At 42.4% G+C, this 18,130-nt stretch carries 10 protein-coding genes; 1 reads left to right on the top strand and 9 read right to left on the bottom strand.

Annotation, left to right across the window (positions count from 1 at the left end; genetic code table 11):
• Window positions 1-37: 37 nt before the first annotated feature.
• The 6 genes from AYJ58_RS18085 to AYJ58_RS18110 form a co-directional block, all read right to left on the bottom strand.
• A complete protein-coding gene (locus AYJ58_RS18085) occupies window positions 38-742 on the bottom strand; it encodes a hypothetical protein (RefSeq protein WP_106651183.1) in 705 nt (234 codons plus the stop codon).
• Between the two features lie 112 nt (window positions 743-854).
• Window positions 855-1,235: a hypothetical protein gene (locus AYJ58_RS18090; RefSeq protein WP_106651184.1), complete on the bottom strand. Its 381-nt coding sequence runs from the start codon at window positions 1,233-1,235 to the stop codon at window positions 855-857.
• A 7-nt stretch (window positions 1,236-1,242) separates the two neighbouring features.
• Window positions 1,243-1,698, bottom strand: a complete 456-nt coding sequence (locus tag AYJ58_RS18095) for a hypothetical protein (protein ID WP_106651185.1) — start codon at window positions 1,696-1,698, stop codon at window positions 1,243-1,245.
• Complete coding sequence (locus tag AYJ58_RS18100; RefSeq protein WP_106651186.1) at window positions 1,692-8,819, bottom strand: FG-GAP-like repeat-containing protein; 7,128 nt, start codon at window positions 8,817-8,819, stop codon at window positions 1,692-1,694. The genes AYJ58_RS18095 and AYJ58_RS18100 overlap by 7 nt, the downstream gene beginning before the upstream one ends.
• 424 nt (window positions 8,820-9,243) lie before the next feature.
• A complete protein-coding gene (locus AYJ58_RS18105; protein WP_106651187.1) occupies window positions 9,244-9,912 on the bottom strand; it encodes an inovirus Gp2 family protein in 669 nt (222 codons plus the stop codon).
• Between the two features lie 331 nt (window positions 9,913-10,243).
• Window positions 10,244-11,557, bottom strand: a complete 1,314-nt coding sequence (locus AYJ58_RS18110) for a hypothetical protein (protein ID WP_106651188.1) — start codon at window positions 11,555-11,557, stop codon at window positions 10,244-10,246.
• Between the two features lie 232 nt (window positions 11,558-11,789).
• Here AYJ58_RS18110 and AYJ58_RS18115 point away from each other — a divergent pair, with 232 nt between their 5' ends.
• Window positions 11,790-12,509 carry a hypothetical protein gene (locus tag AYJ58_RS18115; protein ID WP_106651189.1) on the top strand — a complete coding sequence of 240 codons (720 nt, stop codon included), beginning with the start codon at window positions 11,790-11,792 and terminating at the stop codon, window positions 12,507-12,509.
• A gap of 468 nt (window positions 12,510-12,977) precedes the next feature.
• Here the strand turns inward: AYJ58_RS18115 and AYJ58_RS18120 are convergent, their stop codons facing one another.
• The 3 genes from AYJ58_RS18120 to AYJ58_RS18130 all read right to left on the bottom strand — a co-directional run bounded on the left by AYJ58_RS18120 (window position 12,978) and on the right by AYJ58_RS18130 (window position 17,724).
• Window positions 12,978-13,490, bottom strand: a complete 513-nt coding sequence (locus AYJ58_RS18120) for a hypothetical protein (RefSeq protein WP_014620650.1) — start codon at window positions 13,488-13,490, stop codon at window positions 12,978-12,980.
• Between the two features lie 107 nt (window positions 13,491-13,597).
• Entirely contained in the window at window positions 13,598-14,833 is a 1,236-nt protein-coding gene (locus AYJ58_RS18125) for a DEAD/DEAH box helicase (protein ID WP_106651190.1), read from the bottom strand.
• A 152-nt stretch (window positions 14,834-14,985) separates the two neighbouring features.
• Window positions 14,986-17,724 (bottom strand): putative bifunctional diguanylate cyclase/phosphodiesterase, encoded by a 2,739-nt coding sequence (locus AYJ58_RS18130; RefSeq protein ID WP_106651191.1) that lies wholly within the window; start codon window positions 17,722-17,724, stop codon window positions 14,986-14,988.
• Between the last annotated feature and the right edge of the window lie 406 nt (window positions 17,725-18,130).

The raw sequence follows: 18,130 nt of genomic DNA on the forward strand, positions 1-18,130 counted from the left end.
TGGAACGTTGATCCGAACACCGATAACTAGGAGCGAGTTACTTAATGGTGTAACGAGTCCCTACTGGATAGAAATGCACTGTGTATTCTTTGGTATTTCCCGCCTCGATAAAGGGCAGTGTAATGGTAAAATATCCTTGCTCACCAGCAAAATTAGTATCCATCGCGACTAATTCACCACAGAGAATATTGGAATTTGATATCAAACCGCTACCCTTTATTAACTCTAACTTGAGATTAGTCATGTAAGGTACCTCAATACTCTCCTTTTTATAAAAATCATAAAAAGCCTTCTGGCTCAATTCTGGATATGTACAAACCAATAGTCCATGCTGGTTTCTCGCCAAACTTGGATAACGTTTTTTTTCTATAAACTTAATGGGTATTTTTTTACCAATACGGTATTGGTCTAGAATTATACGCTTTGTATTCAGCTGTATCCCTTCTTTTAATGAAGTGATAAACATCTCAATTCTTGCGTTATTAAAATATTCTGAATCAGTTTTTTTGGGTGGATAATTATACGCTCCAGAAATATAAAACTTGACTTGCACACCATTATCAAAAGTGATGACAGGACTTAAGATGGGAGAATCATATCCTATATCAATTGGCCCTAAATACTCTTCGATATCCACTTTTTGCACACCGTAAGCAGTGCGAGTACTGTAACTATAGTAGGCACACCCTTGTACTAGGCTTGTTATCAACAACACCAATAACACTATATAGGTATTTCGCATTAGTGTTTCCTCTCAAAATTGGTCAAATAATAGTGGTAGTTACCCATACCTAATGCGTAATATTGTCCCGCCATTGCTGGCGCAATAGCACCTGCTAAAATGAAACTATTTTCTATTTTCTATTTGCCAATTTGCCAATTTGCCAATTTGCCATCCATTTGTCATGAAATACAGAAAATGCTCGGAATCCACCAATATTCTCAGAGGACCAGCTCAAGATTGGAGAATACTCTGATATCCAATAGTTCATATTGGATGTATCAAACACCACACGATTTGAAGTAGTTGACCAGATATATAAATCCATTCTGCTTTTGTCAACTAAAGATTCTTTAAATGCCTCTAGTTCACTAGGATTAAGTGTTAATACATCACAGCCAACAAACTTCATTTCAATAGCTCGCGAATCAGCAGTAACTTCAACTGATGTCCCAGTATTTGTCGCACTGCTATTTTCAACACCATTACCTTTAAGCTTAATCACGGTTTCCACGAATTGATTAGTCTTTCAAGCGTTTATCAAGCTCAACCATTCCATCGATCAAAGCCTGAATCAAATCATCAGTGGATACGAAACTCTGACCATAAAATCTATTTATGGTGAAAAAATATAAATCATATGGCAATATATCTTTACTAAAAAAATTCATCGCAATATTCACCTCCTCAGAAAAAATAAACTCTTTGGCACACAATCCACTTTTTAACTTATCGTAAGAAATGCCATTCCCTAATGAATCAAATAAATCCAACCCTCTTAGTGCATTGGCCACATCCTTACGTAAATCTTTACTTAACCCGACCTCATCCCTCCACCTCCAATAATCTTCATTCAGTTTAATATAGCAAGTAGGCTCAACATTTAAATCATATACAACAACTGAGTCTTTAAAGTCACTTGTCCACCCTTTAACACAAAATATTACTAAAAAAAATAAGATGAATAATTTTAACATAAAGAAATCCCCTCACTACATGCAACTCCACGATAATCAGTTGTTCCATTAAACTTTCTAGTTCCATACTTATCAATTAAGTATATCCCCTGAAAACCGCCCCACTTTGCTTTAAAGTTTTTAAATGTCGTCATATCGGCATCTGAAAATGCTCGCTTTACAACACCTCTACCTAATGGATGATAATGATGCAGTGCTAAAATTTGCACTCGACTAGCTATGGAGTCTAACGTGGATACAGACCAATAGATAGCATGGGCCTGATGGCTAGTCACTATATTAGAATTATAATAAACACCAAATTTTGCTAATACAGTGATACCGCCATACTCCCAATTAGCATTTCCATTCGTCTTAGCATCAAGTATTCCCTGCTCTAAAGCTGCAACGGCTTCTCCATATTTATAATATCCTTTAGAATAATCAATTTCAGGTTTAGCAATATCATTTGGATTTATTTTACTAGCATCAACATCGGAACTCCCTGTAACAAAGATCTCGTTATCACGCATGAGAAATTCTAATGCTACTGTAAATGCCGCAGTCATCGCCCCATTAGCAAATTTACCGCCACTCAGCTGTGATGCAGTTCCTCCAATAACCGCTGACGCTAATGTTTGTCCCACAACCCCTGAAATACCTAACATTCCAGCGCCTTGAGCTCCAAGAATGCCGACTCCAGAAGCGATAAATCCATGACCGAACTCACCTCCTTGAACAACGTTGAAAATACCACCAGCCACACTTCTAACAACAAAGCCTTCAACACCGTTAATTCCACTAGTTGCCAAGCTTGAAGCTACGTAAGATATTGCACCAGATTTAAAGGCTGAACTTAAACTCCCCGTAGCGACAAATGAAGCATCAAAGGCAAAGTGTGCTGACGCCAACTGTCCAAAAAATGGAATATAATTTAGGCCAATTTGAATTGCCGAACCAAGCCCTTCCACTTTGGCAATCTGTCGATGAATAAAAGTCACCCCTCCAATATCCATCAACGCTTTATAAAGACGCTTAAAGAAAAAGCCACTGGGGTCGGTATAGCTCATGGGGTTATTTTTCACGTAGCTATAACGGTTATAACTTTGCGTATCGCTTGGCGCTTGAATGAACGGGTCTGCTTGCATAAAGCGCCCGATAGTCGCGTCATAGATACGACCATTCATATGGATTAAATCCAAATGACTAATATGCTCATGACCGGTATAACCTTTAGTGGTGGCTGGAGTGGTATAGTTGGCCAATAACCCAGTATCAAATACTGCGGTTTGTTTACCCCAAGGGTCATAAACAAACTGCTGAACACTGTTGCCTGCCGCATCCGTAATGGTCGTAGTAGAACCTTGATGGTCTTTATGCAAATACAAGAAACTATCCGTGCTATTGTTACTGCGTTTAGTAATGACCAAATTACCCACATACAGTTTTTGCTCGGTGAGCGCAGCTTTACCACCGCCGGTACGCACTACTTTTTCATAAGCACCATCGACATAATAGGTGGTGTAGTAGGCTAAAACCCCGTCTTCCAATTTGACATCATAGCGTTCATAACGCTGTCTTGCGGCGTCATATTTAAACCGACTGGATTCGTTACCTTTAGCAATATTGGTGACCAAATCGTAGGAACTATAAGTAAGCGTTCTGGTGCCATCATTGGTGATATTGCCGTTCTTATCATAGACCATCGCGTAGCTGGCTTGACGCGCACGACTGCACTGGGCGCCATTTTGCGTCCAACCCGCAGGGCAGCTGTAGGTGATAGACGCGGTGAGTGTACGATTGCAAGCACTCCCTGAAACAGACCAACCTGCGGGACAAGAATAGACTGGCGTCTTTGTTGCCGCTTGCGATAATGTCCGCGAACAGTTAGTACCACTTACCGTCCAACCCGCATCACAGCTATAGACTTGTTTAGGCGTTGGTGAATATTTTTCGGTACATTCCCACAGGCGTAAACCACCGCCCATAGGCTCACTAAAGGGACAAGCTATCCCTGCACCAGAAGGGGCTTTTACTGACACTATCGTGAAATCTCGCAAGCATTTCCCCGAAGCCGTATTAAAGTTGTCACCACTGGCACAACGCTGCTCGGTTTTAACCTGCGCGACTTTGGTTTCTGTTTTGGAGCAAGTGGTACCTGAAACAGTGTAACCACTCGGACAGCTATAGTTGTAACTTAGTGATGCAGATTGGCTTTCACTTTTTTGGCAGGTTGTACCAGCCGCATTAAGTGCATAACCTGCAGGGCAGGATTTACTGGCAGGTGTAGTGTCAAGCGCACCACAACCACCCTCCTTACAGATATCTAATAAGCGATAAGGATTCGTCGCATCATAACGATATGTTCCTACCCCTGTTTTGGAGGTGATATTCCCAAAATCATCATAACGAGTACTTTGAGTGAGCTTAAAGCCGCTCGGCAAAGAGACGCCACCAGAGGTGATATTGATTGTTCTGTCGTACAAGCGATAAAGGTCATCATAGCTATAGGTTTCGGCAAAAGTCGTTGATGCTGACGCTAACTCATGCTTACGGTAAGTGAGGTTTCCGACATCATCAAATTCGTAATGCAGGTCGTGCAATATCGCGCCTGAGCGCTTGAGCTGAATATCACTCACCCAACCTGACTCGGCATCATAAGCCGTTAACTCCTCTGTACCATTGCCATAGATAACCTTTTCAACTCCCCCTTTCGCATTCATTTTCTCGATGGTTTGATAGGCTTTACCCGTTGCCTTGTCGGTACGTTTATACAAGTAACCAGACGTATTGTAATGGTTAACAACGGTCAGCAGATTTTCAGGATAGCTTTGTTCAGACACCCGCCCTTGAGCATCGTAGCTGACACTTGAGGTATAACTCAATGCACCTATCGTGGTGGTTGTGGATTTTAATCTCCCCAATTCATCATAGTTCGTGGTCTTTTGATGGGCAGCACCTGCAGCGCTGCAATCACTCACAATGGTGTCATAACGTTTTTCAGCAACCAATAAGCCCGCATTTTTAGCCGTTTTAGTACCATATACCCAGCAGGAGGCACCTTCAGGCTCGGTTCGACGCACTTGCCGCCCGAGTGTGTCGTAGTAAAAGAAGGTGGACTGACTATTAGCATTCGTCTGAGAGAGTAGCTCACCAAAGGCGTTATAGGTGTACTTCCACGTGCCTTTATCTAAATCAATCGAAGTAGTTTTGCGGCCATAATCATCATAAATCAACTGCGTCCTGACAACCTCAGTACCATTACCCGACACATAAGACTTAAGTAGGTTACCCGATGCATCATAGACAAAATACAGCTGGTTATTTAAGGAGTCAGTTACAACAGACTGAAGCCCAAGCGCATCCACGACTCCGGATGTTTGATTTCCTAAAGGGTCAATGGTTCGGGTTTCAAAACCTAAAAAGTCAACTAATGTCTCCCCTCTATTGGGGTTAACTTGTGCAATGACTCGGCCAAAGTTGTCATACCTAAGCTCAGTGAAATACGTGGACACGGAATCGTAACGTGGCTCATAGTCTCTAACTGGGCGACCGTATTTATCATATTCCTTTCTTCCGCTAACAATGACAGTACCATCAAAGCCAACAAGTAAACTCCCCACGGTACGGCCATATTTATCACTGACGACACTTTCCGTTGGTGTTCCTGCTTTTGATTTTTTGGTCAGCAAATAACCGTCATAAAACTGAGGGCATCCCGCACTACTGCAAAGTTGATAGCTGAATTGTGTTGCAACACCGTCGGGCGTTAACTCACTAATTGGCCTACCCCAGCGGTCTGAGGTTTTAGTTAACTTTCGGCCATTCGCATCCGTTAGCGTGACTTTAGTTATCAACCCAGTAACACTATCGGCCGTTGTGCCGTTATAACCATAGGTTGCCGTATCACCCAGTGTGTTGGTGGTGGTTTTTAAATAACGCCCTCTCGCATCATAAGTGCTCCTATTGATACGTGTTTGGGGGACAGAACCATCAGCCTTAGTCCCAGCCGTAATTGACTCTGTGGTTTTATTACCATAAACGTCATAGGTGACAGAGGTAGTGACTTGGTATCGATTATCATTAGGCGAAACAATAGAGTCTTTGATTAAGCCGTTATCAAAGTAAGTAAAACTGCTCTCATTGGTGACATCAGGGACATTGTCTCGTTGACCAGCCCGTGATTTAGTGACGACTGAATGACTGAGCCGCCCCTTACTGGCGCCGCCTCCTGCACCGTTGTATTCGTTGCTGATAGAAACGGTAGATACCGCAGTGTTGGTTTGTAAGTCATGGGTGATGACTTCACTGCTGACAACATTCCCAGCATCATCATAACTATTTTGAGTATCAACTTGCGTAAGTTCCCGAACCACATGGTCCGTTCCGTACTGACGAGTAATATCTGTGCTAGAGAGACTCGTTTGTCGATATACCCCGTAGCTATCGCGCACAAAATCAGCATTGGTTCTTGCCTCAGATAACGCTTGTGATTGATAACTCTGCTTGGTCGCAATGGGTAACCCAATACGCGGAAATACTTGGTCATACATAGTTTCAGTGATGACGTCAGACTGCTTATCAATCGTTCTGAGTAATTCAAAACCTGCGAAACCGCGACCTAAACGATTAACGAGTAATCCACCATATTCATAAGCCACACTGACACCACCAGTACTGCTGGCCTGTGTACTGACTTCAGCAACCACTTGCAGTGGCGCGATAATGGAGAAGTTTTTTGAATGGTCAAGGTGACTGGAGGTTTGGGTTTTATAAACCCGACTTTGGCCATTAAGCTGCTCAGTTAAGTAGGCATAGCTGATCATAGTGGTCACACCAAAGCCATCAGTAATCGCTTTGATAGTGTTGTTGTATTTGGGTGAAAGAGGAGAATTGGCCTGCCAATTGTTATTAAAAGTAACGATAATATCAAGTTTTCCAAGGCCATATATATCAGCAAAATATATACGAGGTCCAGTTACATGGTCGATTTGGCCTGAAGCCTCCCAAGAAGTCATCCCATTTGCAGAGTTTGGTTCAGACATATAGATAGTAGATTTAAGAAGATCTGATTTTGCAATGATATCTGCTCGGCCATTACCCGTAATGTCCACAAAATAGGTGTTTAGCTTCTTATCGTTATCTGTGGTTATTCCCGTCGCAATAGCAGGCAAAAAGCCGTTGCCATCGGACAGTTGGATATACCATTGATTGTTTTTCACATAGGCAATATCGGTGAGTCCATCGCCATTAAAATCAGCAGCCCGTAAGGTATCCATTCCCGATACAATGGTGATAATTTGCTGCTCTTTATAGCCACTGCCCGTTGAGACATAAAGTATCCAGTTATCAGATATATTTTGTTTCCAAACGCCATTAAAATCCACCTTACACTCTCCCGGGCTTGTATCGTAAATAACCCCCTTGCCGGTGGAACAATAGCTAACTATCTTTTTGACTTTCAACAACAAGTCCGTTAATCCATCACCATTGACGTCTAACAGTGCACTTGACTCAAACCCTTTTGTTGTATGATTAATTTGCGGAATACCTGGGCTGGCAGTAGCCCCGGACGGGAAGGTCAATAAACTCGCCGCAGCAGCAAAACTCCCACCGCCTAAGTTTTTATACCACTTAATCTGGCCTGCATCGAGGAACACGATATCTTCTAGTGAATCACCGTTTACATCCGCGACAATCGCGCTGCCATTAAGTCCAATCGCCGTACGTCCTAGGGAGGTCAGTGTATATTGCACAGTACGAGTACTATCAACACACAAGCGACCACCATTACCATCAGGCTCACAATCTCGAACATTCTCTTCTGATGGTTTAAATGAAAGCACCTGCCAAGGTGAACTATTACTAGCAGCAACAAGTAAATCCCTCTGCCCATCACCATCAAAATCAATCGTTTGGGCATAAGCATGTTGCGAGGCGCCTGTGCTGGTCATTTTCGTCTCAATACCCGAGGCAATAGAGCGTTTATACCAAGCGCCGTTTCTGACATACACGATATCGGCTTGGCCATCACCGTCCATATCAAAAATATTGGCGGTCAGATTTTCACCTGAAGGAATGTTTAAATTGTTAGCTGGCGTCAGTCCTGTATAGGGCTTATAAGTTGGCGATTTTGGGATATTGTTGCGTTCCCAAGTAAAACGAATGCTGCGGGTGCAATCAGCGGTATCGGTCCCCACGCAGGCTCGGATGTTATCGAGATAGTTAAACCCAGCCAGAGAGCTCGCTAATTGATAGGTGAGATAATAGGTTTTTTCAACTTGGTTATCAGTCGATAAGATAATTTTGTTGAGCAACTTTGTCTGTGAAACCGCTGAACCATAAACTATGCCCTTTTTAGGATATGGACGAGCGCCGTAATCAAAACTAATTTTTTTATAGGGCAATGCGCCGTTAGTATGTCCTGAGTAATCAATGCTGGATAAATACTGTTCATCGTTAGTTTTAATGTAATGGTAGCTAATGTAGTTGCCCACCACATCCTCAATCGCCTTTAAACTCCAAGCATGAATAATTTCATTGCCATTTTTCAATGCAGTTTGATACGAGTCACTTTGGTTATTCGAATTTGATGTTGTTACAAAATTTTTACCCGCTTGGGTATATACATCACCGTAGTAAAAAGTTTCACCCGCTTTAGTTTCGACTTTGAATGCCCCTGGACCACCGCCGTTAGCTCGTCCAAGTACGGTAATCAACGACGCATCATCAATCTCTTTATGATATTCCGCACCATCGGTACCATTTTGACCGCTCACAAGGATCAATCGCTGGCCATCCAAACAAAAACTATCAGTATCTGTTAATTGAACACCTTGTAAGAAACCATCCTGCTCAATGGTCTTAGGGCAACGAGTGATTACTGAGGCCGCTTGTATCCCCCAACCCAAGCCCAAGTATCCATCCCCGCCTGAAGATGAATAAGAAATCGCCACAGAAGGCTTCATGCCACCTCTTCCTGGCGCCGCATCTATCGGCAAAGAATAGGTTGCCGCCCCCATTTCATTAACACGAAAAGCGCCTGTTAATGCCACTGTTTCGGTATCTGCGAAAACAGAGAAAGACGTGGTGAAAGTGAGGAAAAATACTAATAGGGTTTTTAGTGGGTTGGTATACATCATCAAGCTCCGTTTGAAATAGCAACAAACGAGCTATAACCGTTAACAAGAATCAAAACAACATAAATTAACAATTAAGCGAAATCTAATAACAAATAAAACCCTTGCAAAATGCAGGGTGAGCAATAAAAACACAAACAAAGAGTTACACAATAAAACAATTTCGAAACCAAACATAAACACAGGTGCAACAATAGTGCGATAGCTTACAATCCGCTCCAACGACCGATATCAACGCCCCTCTGAAATGACTTCGCTAGCGGTGAAGACCTCTGTTCATCAGGTTGACTTTATACTAAAACTTTATTAATCAACTGCATGACAATAAAAACGCCTAATGAAATACATCAAACGTTTTAACCTGCGACAACGAGCTGTGAAAGAACTCAATATTTAATCCCACCAGCAACCTGACTTAATGCGAATCCTACACTCGGCTACAGCCAAATGAACGTGTTCTATCGCCATAATGCTTAGTCTCTAGCTTGGCCAGATAGCTCAAGCGGAAGAAAGCACTCGCAAAAGTTTGAGGATAATTCGGTGCATTACGATTGAGATAGTAAACAGGAGTATCCTCAGGGAAATGGACTAAATGCCGAGTACTGTAATCATCTAACCGCAAAGCACTGGCCCAGGCTTCAACAATCTTAGTACTCAGGTTTTGTCCAAACCGATTGTAATTACCGAGATGGTTATAGGCATCGTTATTGAGGAAGATAGCGATATGGTAATGGTCCGTATCTGCACATGCTCGCTCCTTTGCCCAAATAATACGCTGAGTAGAAGGATGCACCCGCTTACCCTCACGGCCCTTGATTAACCTATCATGCTGGATTTTGGCATCCAGAGATTTAAAGAACTTGGTTATCACCGTTGAATCATAAACTACAGGTGAGTCGCGAAAGTTAAGCTGTGGTAGATGTAAATCAAACCGCACCATGAAGGTACGAGGGTGCTCATTCATAGCAGCCTGTAAGGTCTGTAGAATGGCGCTTAAGTATTCAGCGCTTAGTGGCCTAGGATAAACATTGAGGCCTTGGTATTGGCCATTGCTGATGACGGTAAGGTTAGTGTTTGAGGTGTGACGTTTTGACATGTTGATTTCCCATATTGGTTAAGTTACATAACGTATGGGGTCTGTGTAATTTATAACTCAAAAGCCAAAAAGTGATTGATATCAATTGCAAAAGTTAGCTCGCCTATGATGGCAGCTAACTCTGTATGTTCATGGGTAAGGTAGTGGTAGAGATACTGGTCGAGTGGATACTATTGAGTAGTAGGTATGACTACAGGGTTGTAGTATTAACAAACAGACAATCGCAATAACTGAAATCCCCGTCAATCATTGAGCGGTAGATCGGGCGAGCAAGGGCGAAGGGATATCACATTACTCGATAATTAAATAATTAAGATCTCTCGTTTGCTTACTATTTCTCAGCAAGTAGCACATTGATTGGCATGTGCATGGTTGGAGAAACATACGTCATGGGACAAATAGTTAGGTTGCAAATAATGTCTGTAGGTTTGTGTTCTACAAATTCAGTCAATTCTCGATAAACAAATTTTGCTAATCCAAAGCTGATGCTCATAAGCGTGTCAGAAATTATTTTTGCCAATTCCTCTGCACTTAGCTGCACATTTTTGAGTAAAAAGCTTTCCAGCATCATCTCTTCTCGTAAGAAATAATCATACACCTGCCGCTCAAGGCTAGACACAATCGTAAGCTCACTGTAATGCAGATTTTTTCTTGAAAACAGATCCCAATGTTTGGTTAGCATTAAAGATGCGTATGAAATCACTTGCAAGTCTAGAGTTTTAAACCCATGTCTTGTATTAAATTTTTCATAGAAATACCTAGAACACTTCCACGCATTTTCAAGATTTACAATGGCACTGAATCGTTTTTGTGCTTCAACACGCTTATGTTCAGCGAGAATTATATCGCCATTAAAGTCCTCTTTAGTCATTTCAGTGTCTGCCGCAGCTTGTAACAGCATGTATAGATTCAACTCCCATTGATTCACCAAGGCAATAGGACGTGCGGGTTTAGCGCCAATCGGAGGATATTTTGTAAGGCTGGTATTTATGAAGTAGCAACTCTTACTTTGTGGTCTTCTTTTCTTGGTTATCTCTGGTGTACCTGGCTGGTAGTGATTTATGTAGCCAAGGCTGATTAAGTTTTTCCGCTGTGAGGCCAGCTGTTGCTTGGACATACCAGTAAGTTTATACAACTGTGCATATCCAAGCGTACGCACTTCACCAAATTCATCGGCATGCATTAAAAAAGTAATAAGTAGTAATCGATTAGCTAATTTTAATGGATGTCGCAGGCCTTCTTGAGTGTCGCCACAATCAACCAATAAATCCTGAATCAATACCTTCCAGTAACATTCTAAATCTTCTCGCTGCAGCTTTTCATTGAGTTTATCAGTTGGGCTATACACGCAAGCTGGGCGTCCTTTCCCTGAAGAACTTTTAGCCTTACTCAACGATTTTCGATAAAAGCCAATCCGGCATAACAACGTCATTCCATCAACGAAAGTGTTCTTAGAAACACCTAAAGCCTTAGCTAACGCCTCAATACTAACGCCACTAATTTCATCGATACCATATTGATATATCAGTCGAATAAAAAAGAATTTCAGTTCAGGTTTTGCAATAAGACGTCCTAAATAACCACCTTGTACGAGGTGGTTTTCTTTAGGTAAAGATAATTCAATACTGATGGCATTTAGGTACATTTTCACCTCGTTAACTTAAACAAAAACTGACTTTAGTAGCGTAAAAAGTACCTATTAAACAGAGTATGTGACTAAGTCACGCAATTAAGCAATCAATTAAGACATTGACAAAGTAGCATGATTTAGTTATCAAATTAAGTAAAGGTTTGAGTACTAAACTAAGTAATGTTTATTAGAAAAAGCTACTGTTATGACTTCATAATCTAAATTGACGTTTTATAAGAGGTAATCTATGGCTCAGACTAAAGGTCCATTCGATTGGATAGACTTCAAGAACGTGGATATGGTCAGGTGGGCTGAGGATTACTTTTTAGAAAAGAAAATAATACTTCCCTATCCAGTTGCTTCAGCCTCGGGAGCAAACAAATCACTCGATAAAGTCTCGTTCGAAATTGGACTTGGGGAGTACAAAGAGCATTATGGCAATGAGTTATTATTGGTCCGCAATATGAAGGATGCTTGGCGGAGTGTCATTCAGAGAAAGGAAAACAAGAAAAATGGTAAAGTATCAATTACCTACCCAATTTCTACGAAGCATCATTCTCAACTTCGAGAATTGGCAGTCAAGGTGAAATTGCCACTGAATCAAGCCCTAGAAAACCTGATTGACAAAAACTTCCAAAATTTAATAGAACAAAAAGAGATCGCAAAAAGCATCGAAAAGGAAAAAAGGGATGCAGCAAAAGCCGCCAAACAAGCGCTAAAAACACCACCAATTGATAGTTATCTTATGCTCCAGAAAAGCATTGCAGAAAAAAATCAGCAGATTGACACATTATCTAATAATTTTAATGATTTACACGTATACTGCAGCGAGTTACTTGATCTCATTGAAAGAACATCTACCCTTTTCAGTAAAGATGAACAAAAAAATTACCGACAGCTAACGGAAAAACTCAACAAACTAAATGCAAATAAAGTTGATGATACAAAAGTTAAGGATCAACAGTAATTTGGCTTATTTCATTCCCAAACGGCTAATCTAGGAATTCACCCTAGCCATTTTTAAATGGTGGGTATATCGGTGGGTACAAATGCGAATGGCTACAAACTAACAAACGCTAGCTATTGATTTTAGTAACACTAGATGTAACATCAATAGAGACTGAACTAAAACAAAACATTAAATTTCAAATGCATAACCTATCAATTCAGATGACGCCGCCCCACCAATTTTACCAGAAGGGCTTAACCGCAAGGTTAAGCCCTTTTTGTTTGCTCTGCTCATGGAACGCAATTTGAGATTTTATTTCCACAATTAAGCTTTGCTAGCTCGGATGGTTTGAGATTTTCTAGCTTGGGTAGTTTGAGAATGAGATATATAACTCAGATCACCTGCTTGGACTTGACCATCTAAAACATACGCATTGTTGCTAACGATTGGCTCCGCCATCACTAAAACCTATGAAAACGGCAAAAATCAGTACGAGAAGAGTAATACAGCAAGTGCGATTGAAATCGAAATAGAAATTAAACCAATGATTAAATGTATATATCTAGATAGGAATTTGTTTTCAATCGCTTCTTCAGGGCAATTGATTGGAACACATAAACTGATCTTGTCACCGATTTGAGGTCCAAACCGAGTGTAAGCTTGTTCGTCATAATTAATCAGAGTTCCTCTTGTATAACGCTTTCCTTGCCAAAAATATTCTACAACCGGATTAATGAAAATTTGTTGGTACCTGAAGTGCTCATGTTCTGGGCTGTATCTGGTATTTTCATCCAGTGAAATAATAGTCCCTTCAACGATATCGTATGTTAAAAATTGATCCTCTCTAAATCTCAATATTCCACCAATCCCGATGAGACCAAGGGTAAATGAGAACCAAGAGAATAAAATATGTCCTCCTATGTCCTCAAAGACAAATGCAGCGATGATCACGGAAGGAATAGACAAGATAAAAACCAAAAACAGCATCAATCGCTTCATACAACATCCAAAAAATTCAAAAAGGCCGAATCATATTAAAACGCTAACTGACGGTGAAACGATAAACATGATTAACTTTACACCGCTACACAAACTCCTATAAAAAATTAACGCTTCTTACCGCCCAGAGCGCGCTTTTTGGCACGTTGTTTTTGGGCCGCTTTGCCGTTACGCCTTGGTTCGGTGTCCATTTTATTAAAATCGGGTTCAAAACCGGGTAACCATTGTTGTGGTAAACGCTTGTCCAATACGACTTCGACTTCTTCCAGTAATAGAGCATCCTCTTGGCTAAAAAGGGTGATGGCAAGCCCTGCACTGCCCGCTCGGCCTGTGCGGCCAATACGATGAATATAATCCTGCGCGATAAAAGGCAGCTCAAAGTTAATCACATACTTGAGTTCAACGATATCTAGGCCTCGGGCAGCAACATCCGTGGCCACTAGCACTTGAATCTTGCCTTGTTTAAATTCCTGCAAGACTTTCTCGCGCGCACCTTGGGATAAGTCACCGTGAAACGCCTGAGTACTAATATCGGCTTTATTGAGTTGCTGAACCAATTTATCGACACCTTGCTTAGTGCGGCTAAAAATCAGCACTTGATGCCAGTTTTTACTGCGTACCAGATGGCTGACGAGTTCGGTTTTACGGTCGGCGTCGACGGTATAAACCACTTGCTCAATTTCAGCAGCGGTCGTGTTGCGCTTGGCAACTTCAATCAACTTTGGATCGCGCAGTAAGGTTTTACTTAAGCTGAAGATGGCGGCATCTAAGGTGGCAGAAAATAACAGCGTTTGTCTGTCACTCGGCACTTGCTTGATCACGGCTTGAATTTCATCCATAAAACCCATGTCGAGCATACGGTCGGCTTCATCAAACACAAGCACGTTCAATTGCTTAAGACTCAATGCGCCTTGTCTGAGGTGGTCGAGTAAACGGCCAGGCGTAGCAATTAACACATCAATCCCTGCATTAAACACAGCGACCTGTGCATCGATACTCACGCCACCGTAGGCGATGCCGATACGGATATCAGTCCCTTTAGCGTACTTAACAAAACTCTGCTGTACCTGCACAGCCAGTTCACGTGTCGGCACTAAAACCAATGCGCGTACGGGTCTTGCCGCTGTTAGCTCTTGCGCGGGGCTGAGTGCCAACAAATGATGCAAGATGGGCAAGGCGAACGCCGCGGTTTTGCCTGTACCCGTTTGGGCGCCAGCCATCACATCCCGTTTGGTCAAGATGGCGGGAATCGCTTCTAGCTGGATGGGCGTTGGCGACTCATAGCCAAGTTCCGCTAAGGTATTCACTAAGGTGGAGTTTAAGGATAAGGCACTAAAGGACATTGCAGTTAACCACTAAAAATAATGGCCAGAATTTTAGCAGACACAAACCCAAGCGACTAGCGCCATAGCGCTAGCCCTGTGGTTCTATCGGGCGAAACTAAATCAACCCCAGTATGAGTCAGACTTACAATCAGACTCGCAATACGCCAACATCACGATAGAAATGCGTCGAGATCTTCTGGTAGTTGCGGACGGCTAAAGAGATAACCTTGGGCTTGATCGCACTGATTTTGTTGCAGAAAATCGGCTTGTTCTTTGGTTTCCACTCCTTCGGCGATAATGTCGAGCTTCAACGCATGTCCAAGCGCAATCACAGCCTTAGCAATCGCGGTATTGTTAGTATCGAAGGGAATATCCCGCACGAAGGATTGGTCAATCTTCAGTTTATGGATGGGCAGTTTTTTCAAATAATTCAGCGATGAATAACCAGTGCCAAAGTCATCAACCGATAATTCTATGCCCAAATCGCCAAGTCGCTTTAAGTCACGGATTGCAAGATCGGGATTTTGCATCATCACACTTTCGGTCACTTCAAGCTCTAAGTGTTTGGCGGGCAAGCCCGTTTCAGCTAAGACACGTTTTACATCATCCACAAAGGAGCTGCGCTGTAACTGCTGTCCGGCTACGTTCACCGCAATGCGGCCAAAGTGTTTGCCTTCACTAAGCCAACGCATGCCCTGACGACAGGCGGTTTCTAACACCCATAAACCTATCTCATGGATAAGACCAATTTTTTCCGCCACGGGTATAAATACCGCGGGCGAAATTAAACCCAGTTGAGGATCATGCCAACGCAGCAGCGCTTCAAATCCCACGGTTTTTCGAGTCACTAAGTCGAGTTTTGGCTGATACATCAAGTACAAAGCATTTTGCTCAATCGCACCATAAAGAGCACTTTGCAGCTTAAGATGTTCAAAAGATTGCTGCGTTAAGGACTCAGTATAAAAAGCGTAATTATTGCGGCCATCATTTTTAGCGCGATACATGGCCGCATCGGCGTTACGCAGTAAAGTGTCTGCATCCGTTCCATCACTTGGATACAAAGACACGCCCATGCTCGCGGTCAAACGCAAGTGGTCGCCCGTGCTCACAATAAACGGTTGTTCAAACACTTGCCGCAATTGATGAATGGCAACCGTAGCATCTTCGCTATTATCAATCCCCGAAATTAATGCCACAAACTCATCGCCACCAATACGTGATAACACATCTTGATCGCCCACTTGGCTGCGTAAACGCTTGGCAAGCTCGACCAGCATTTCATCACCTATGCTATGGCCAAAACTGTCGTTGATATGCTTAAACAAATCGACATCAATCATCACAGTCGCTAACTGCAAATTCAGCCGCTTAGCTTGTCGCACTTCTTGTTTGAGCTGCATCATAAACTTCATGCGATTAGGCAAATGCGTTAGCGGGTCGAAATAGGCTAAGTGCGTAAGCTGCGCTTCATTCTCTTTCTGGGCAGAAATATCGGCAAACACCGCGACAAAATAACGCACATCACCGACTTCGTCATAAATCGTACTTATGGTGATATTTTGCGGGAAAATAGTGCCGTTTTTACGCCGATTCCAGATTTCACCATTCCACTTACCGTTTGCCAACAGGGCATTCCACAGTTTGTCGAAGAATGCTTTATCATGGCGACCCGAGCTAAAAATCCGCGGATTCTGACCGATCAGCTCATCCCTAACATAACCTGTGATCTCAAAAAAGGCGCCGTTAACGTCGGTAATATTGCCGTGCCTGTCGGTCACAACCACACCTTCGACCGAGTTTTTAAACACATTGGTCGCCAATGTTAGCTGCTCTTCAACCGCTTTATGCTTGGAAATATTGCGAGTCATACCGATAACGCCCACAAATTCACCGTGGGGATTTAAGGTTGGGAGTTTAAGCGTTTCTAACCAAAGATGATTTTTAGTTTCACCGCCATCTAAACACTCAGCGACAATAATAGGCATGCCAGACTCGATAGCGAGCCTATCACCCTCTAGGAAAATATCCGCAATATCCTCACCAAAAAGTTCGGCATCGGATTTACCGACAATCTCGCTGCGGGGCATTTCCCACGCTTTTTCGACGCTGCGATTACAGAGAGTGTAAATACCAGCGGCATTTTTCATCCAAATATGTTCTTCAAAACTATCGATAAAACTTTGTAAGTCGACCGTATCGATATTCGATGGCGCACCTCGGCTTAATGCTTCTGCCGCACTATGTTGGCTTAATATCTCGCCTAGCCGGTATTGAATGCTATCGCTGATAAGCTTGGCAAGTCGCAGCGTTTTCGAATCTACGCCTTGAGCCTCATGGTGATAAAAACATAAAAAGCCAAAGTTTGCCCCAGATGGCCAAGCGAGAGACAAACAAATCACACTGCCGATTGAGCTACAACTTCGCCAATCTGAGTGCTGCCGAGTATCTATGATCAATTGCGACTGACTGACTAGCTCAGTTAACTCTGACACAGATAATGACGAGGTAATTTGATGGTGAGCTAATCGCGGTAATACCGAAATCGACTCGTTTGGGCTAATCAACTGTTCTTGGGCTAACTGAGCATCAACGGAAGTTTCAAACGTATTGGAGGAGAGTGTCGATGTCGTATTTGAAGGAACAGCTTTTGACTGTGTAGCTATTGATGATGTCGCCGCTGATAATGTTGCATTAGGTAGGGTTTTCGCCGAGTGATTGCCGCTTAAATGACAGAGTAGTGCCTGGATTTCACTGTCAGCCGCAGAATCTGAACTTAACATACTGCTAAGTTCACCCGCAGCATTCCATGCTATTAATATCGCTTTACTGTTCGATATCTCGGCAACCAAGTTTAAATCTTTCAACAAGTTATCAAGATCTTGCTGCGAAATAGGTACATCTATCATCATCTTGCCAACTAACACCTAGTTACTGCTCAATCGACCCACGGCAAAAAACACCATAAGACCCCAAACGCATGCTCAAATTAGCCCCAAAGGGAAAGCGTTAATCAAGCGGTAAAACATCATAAAATTTTACTTTTAACATCAATTCACTACATCTCAATTGGCGCCAATCTTAGCTATCAAACCGTCCCCATCATAGCCACCTTTTAAGGCTGGAGAGGTCAAACCATCAAGGTTAGATAGATTTTCCAAGACCACTCAAAGTGCCATAGTACAGTAAGGCGCCGCTGACATTACCTTTGCTACTTTAGCACAAAATTTTCGAGTCAGTATTAGGATAAGTTTATTGCGTAACAATTAGTTAGATTTAACCGATTAAGCCTGTTCGCAATGCCACAGCGCTTTGTTA

It is taken from the genome of Shewanella sp. Pdp11 (assembly GCF_002838165.1).
Taxonomy (GTDB): Bacteria; Pseudomonadota; Gammaproteobacteria; order Enterobacterales; family Shewanellaceae; genus Shewanella; species Shewanella hafniensis.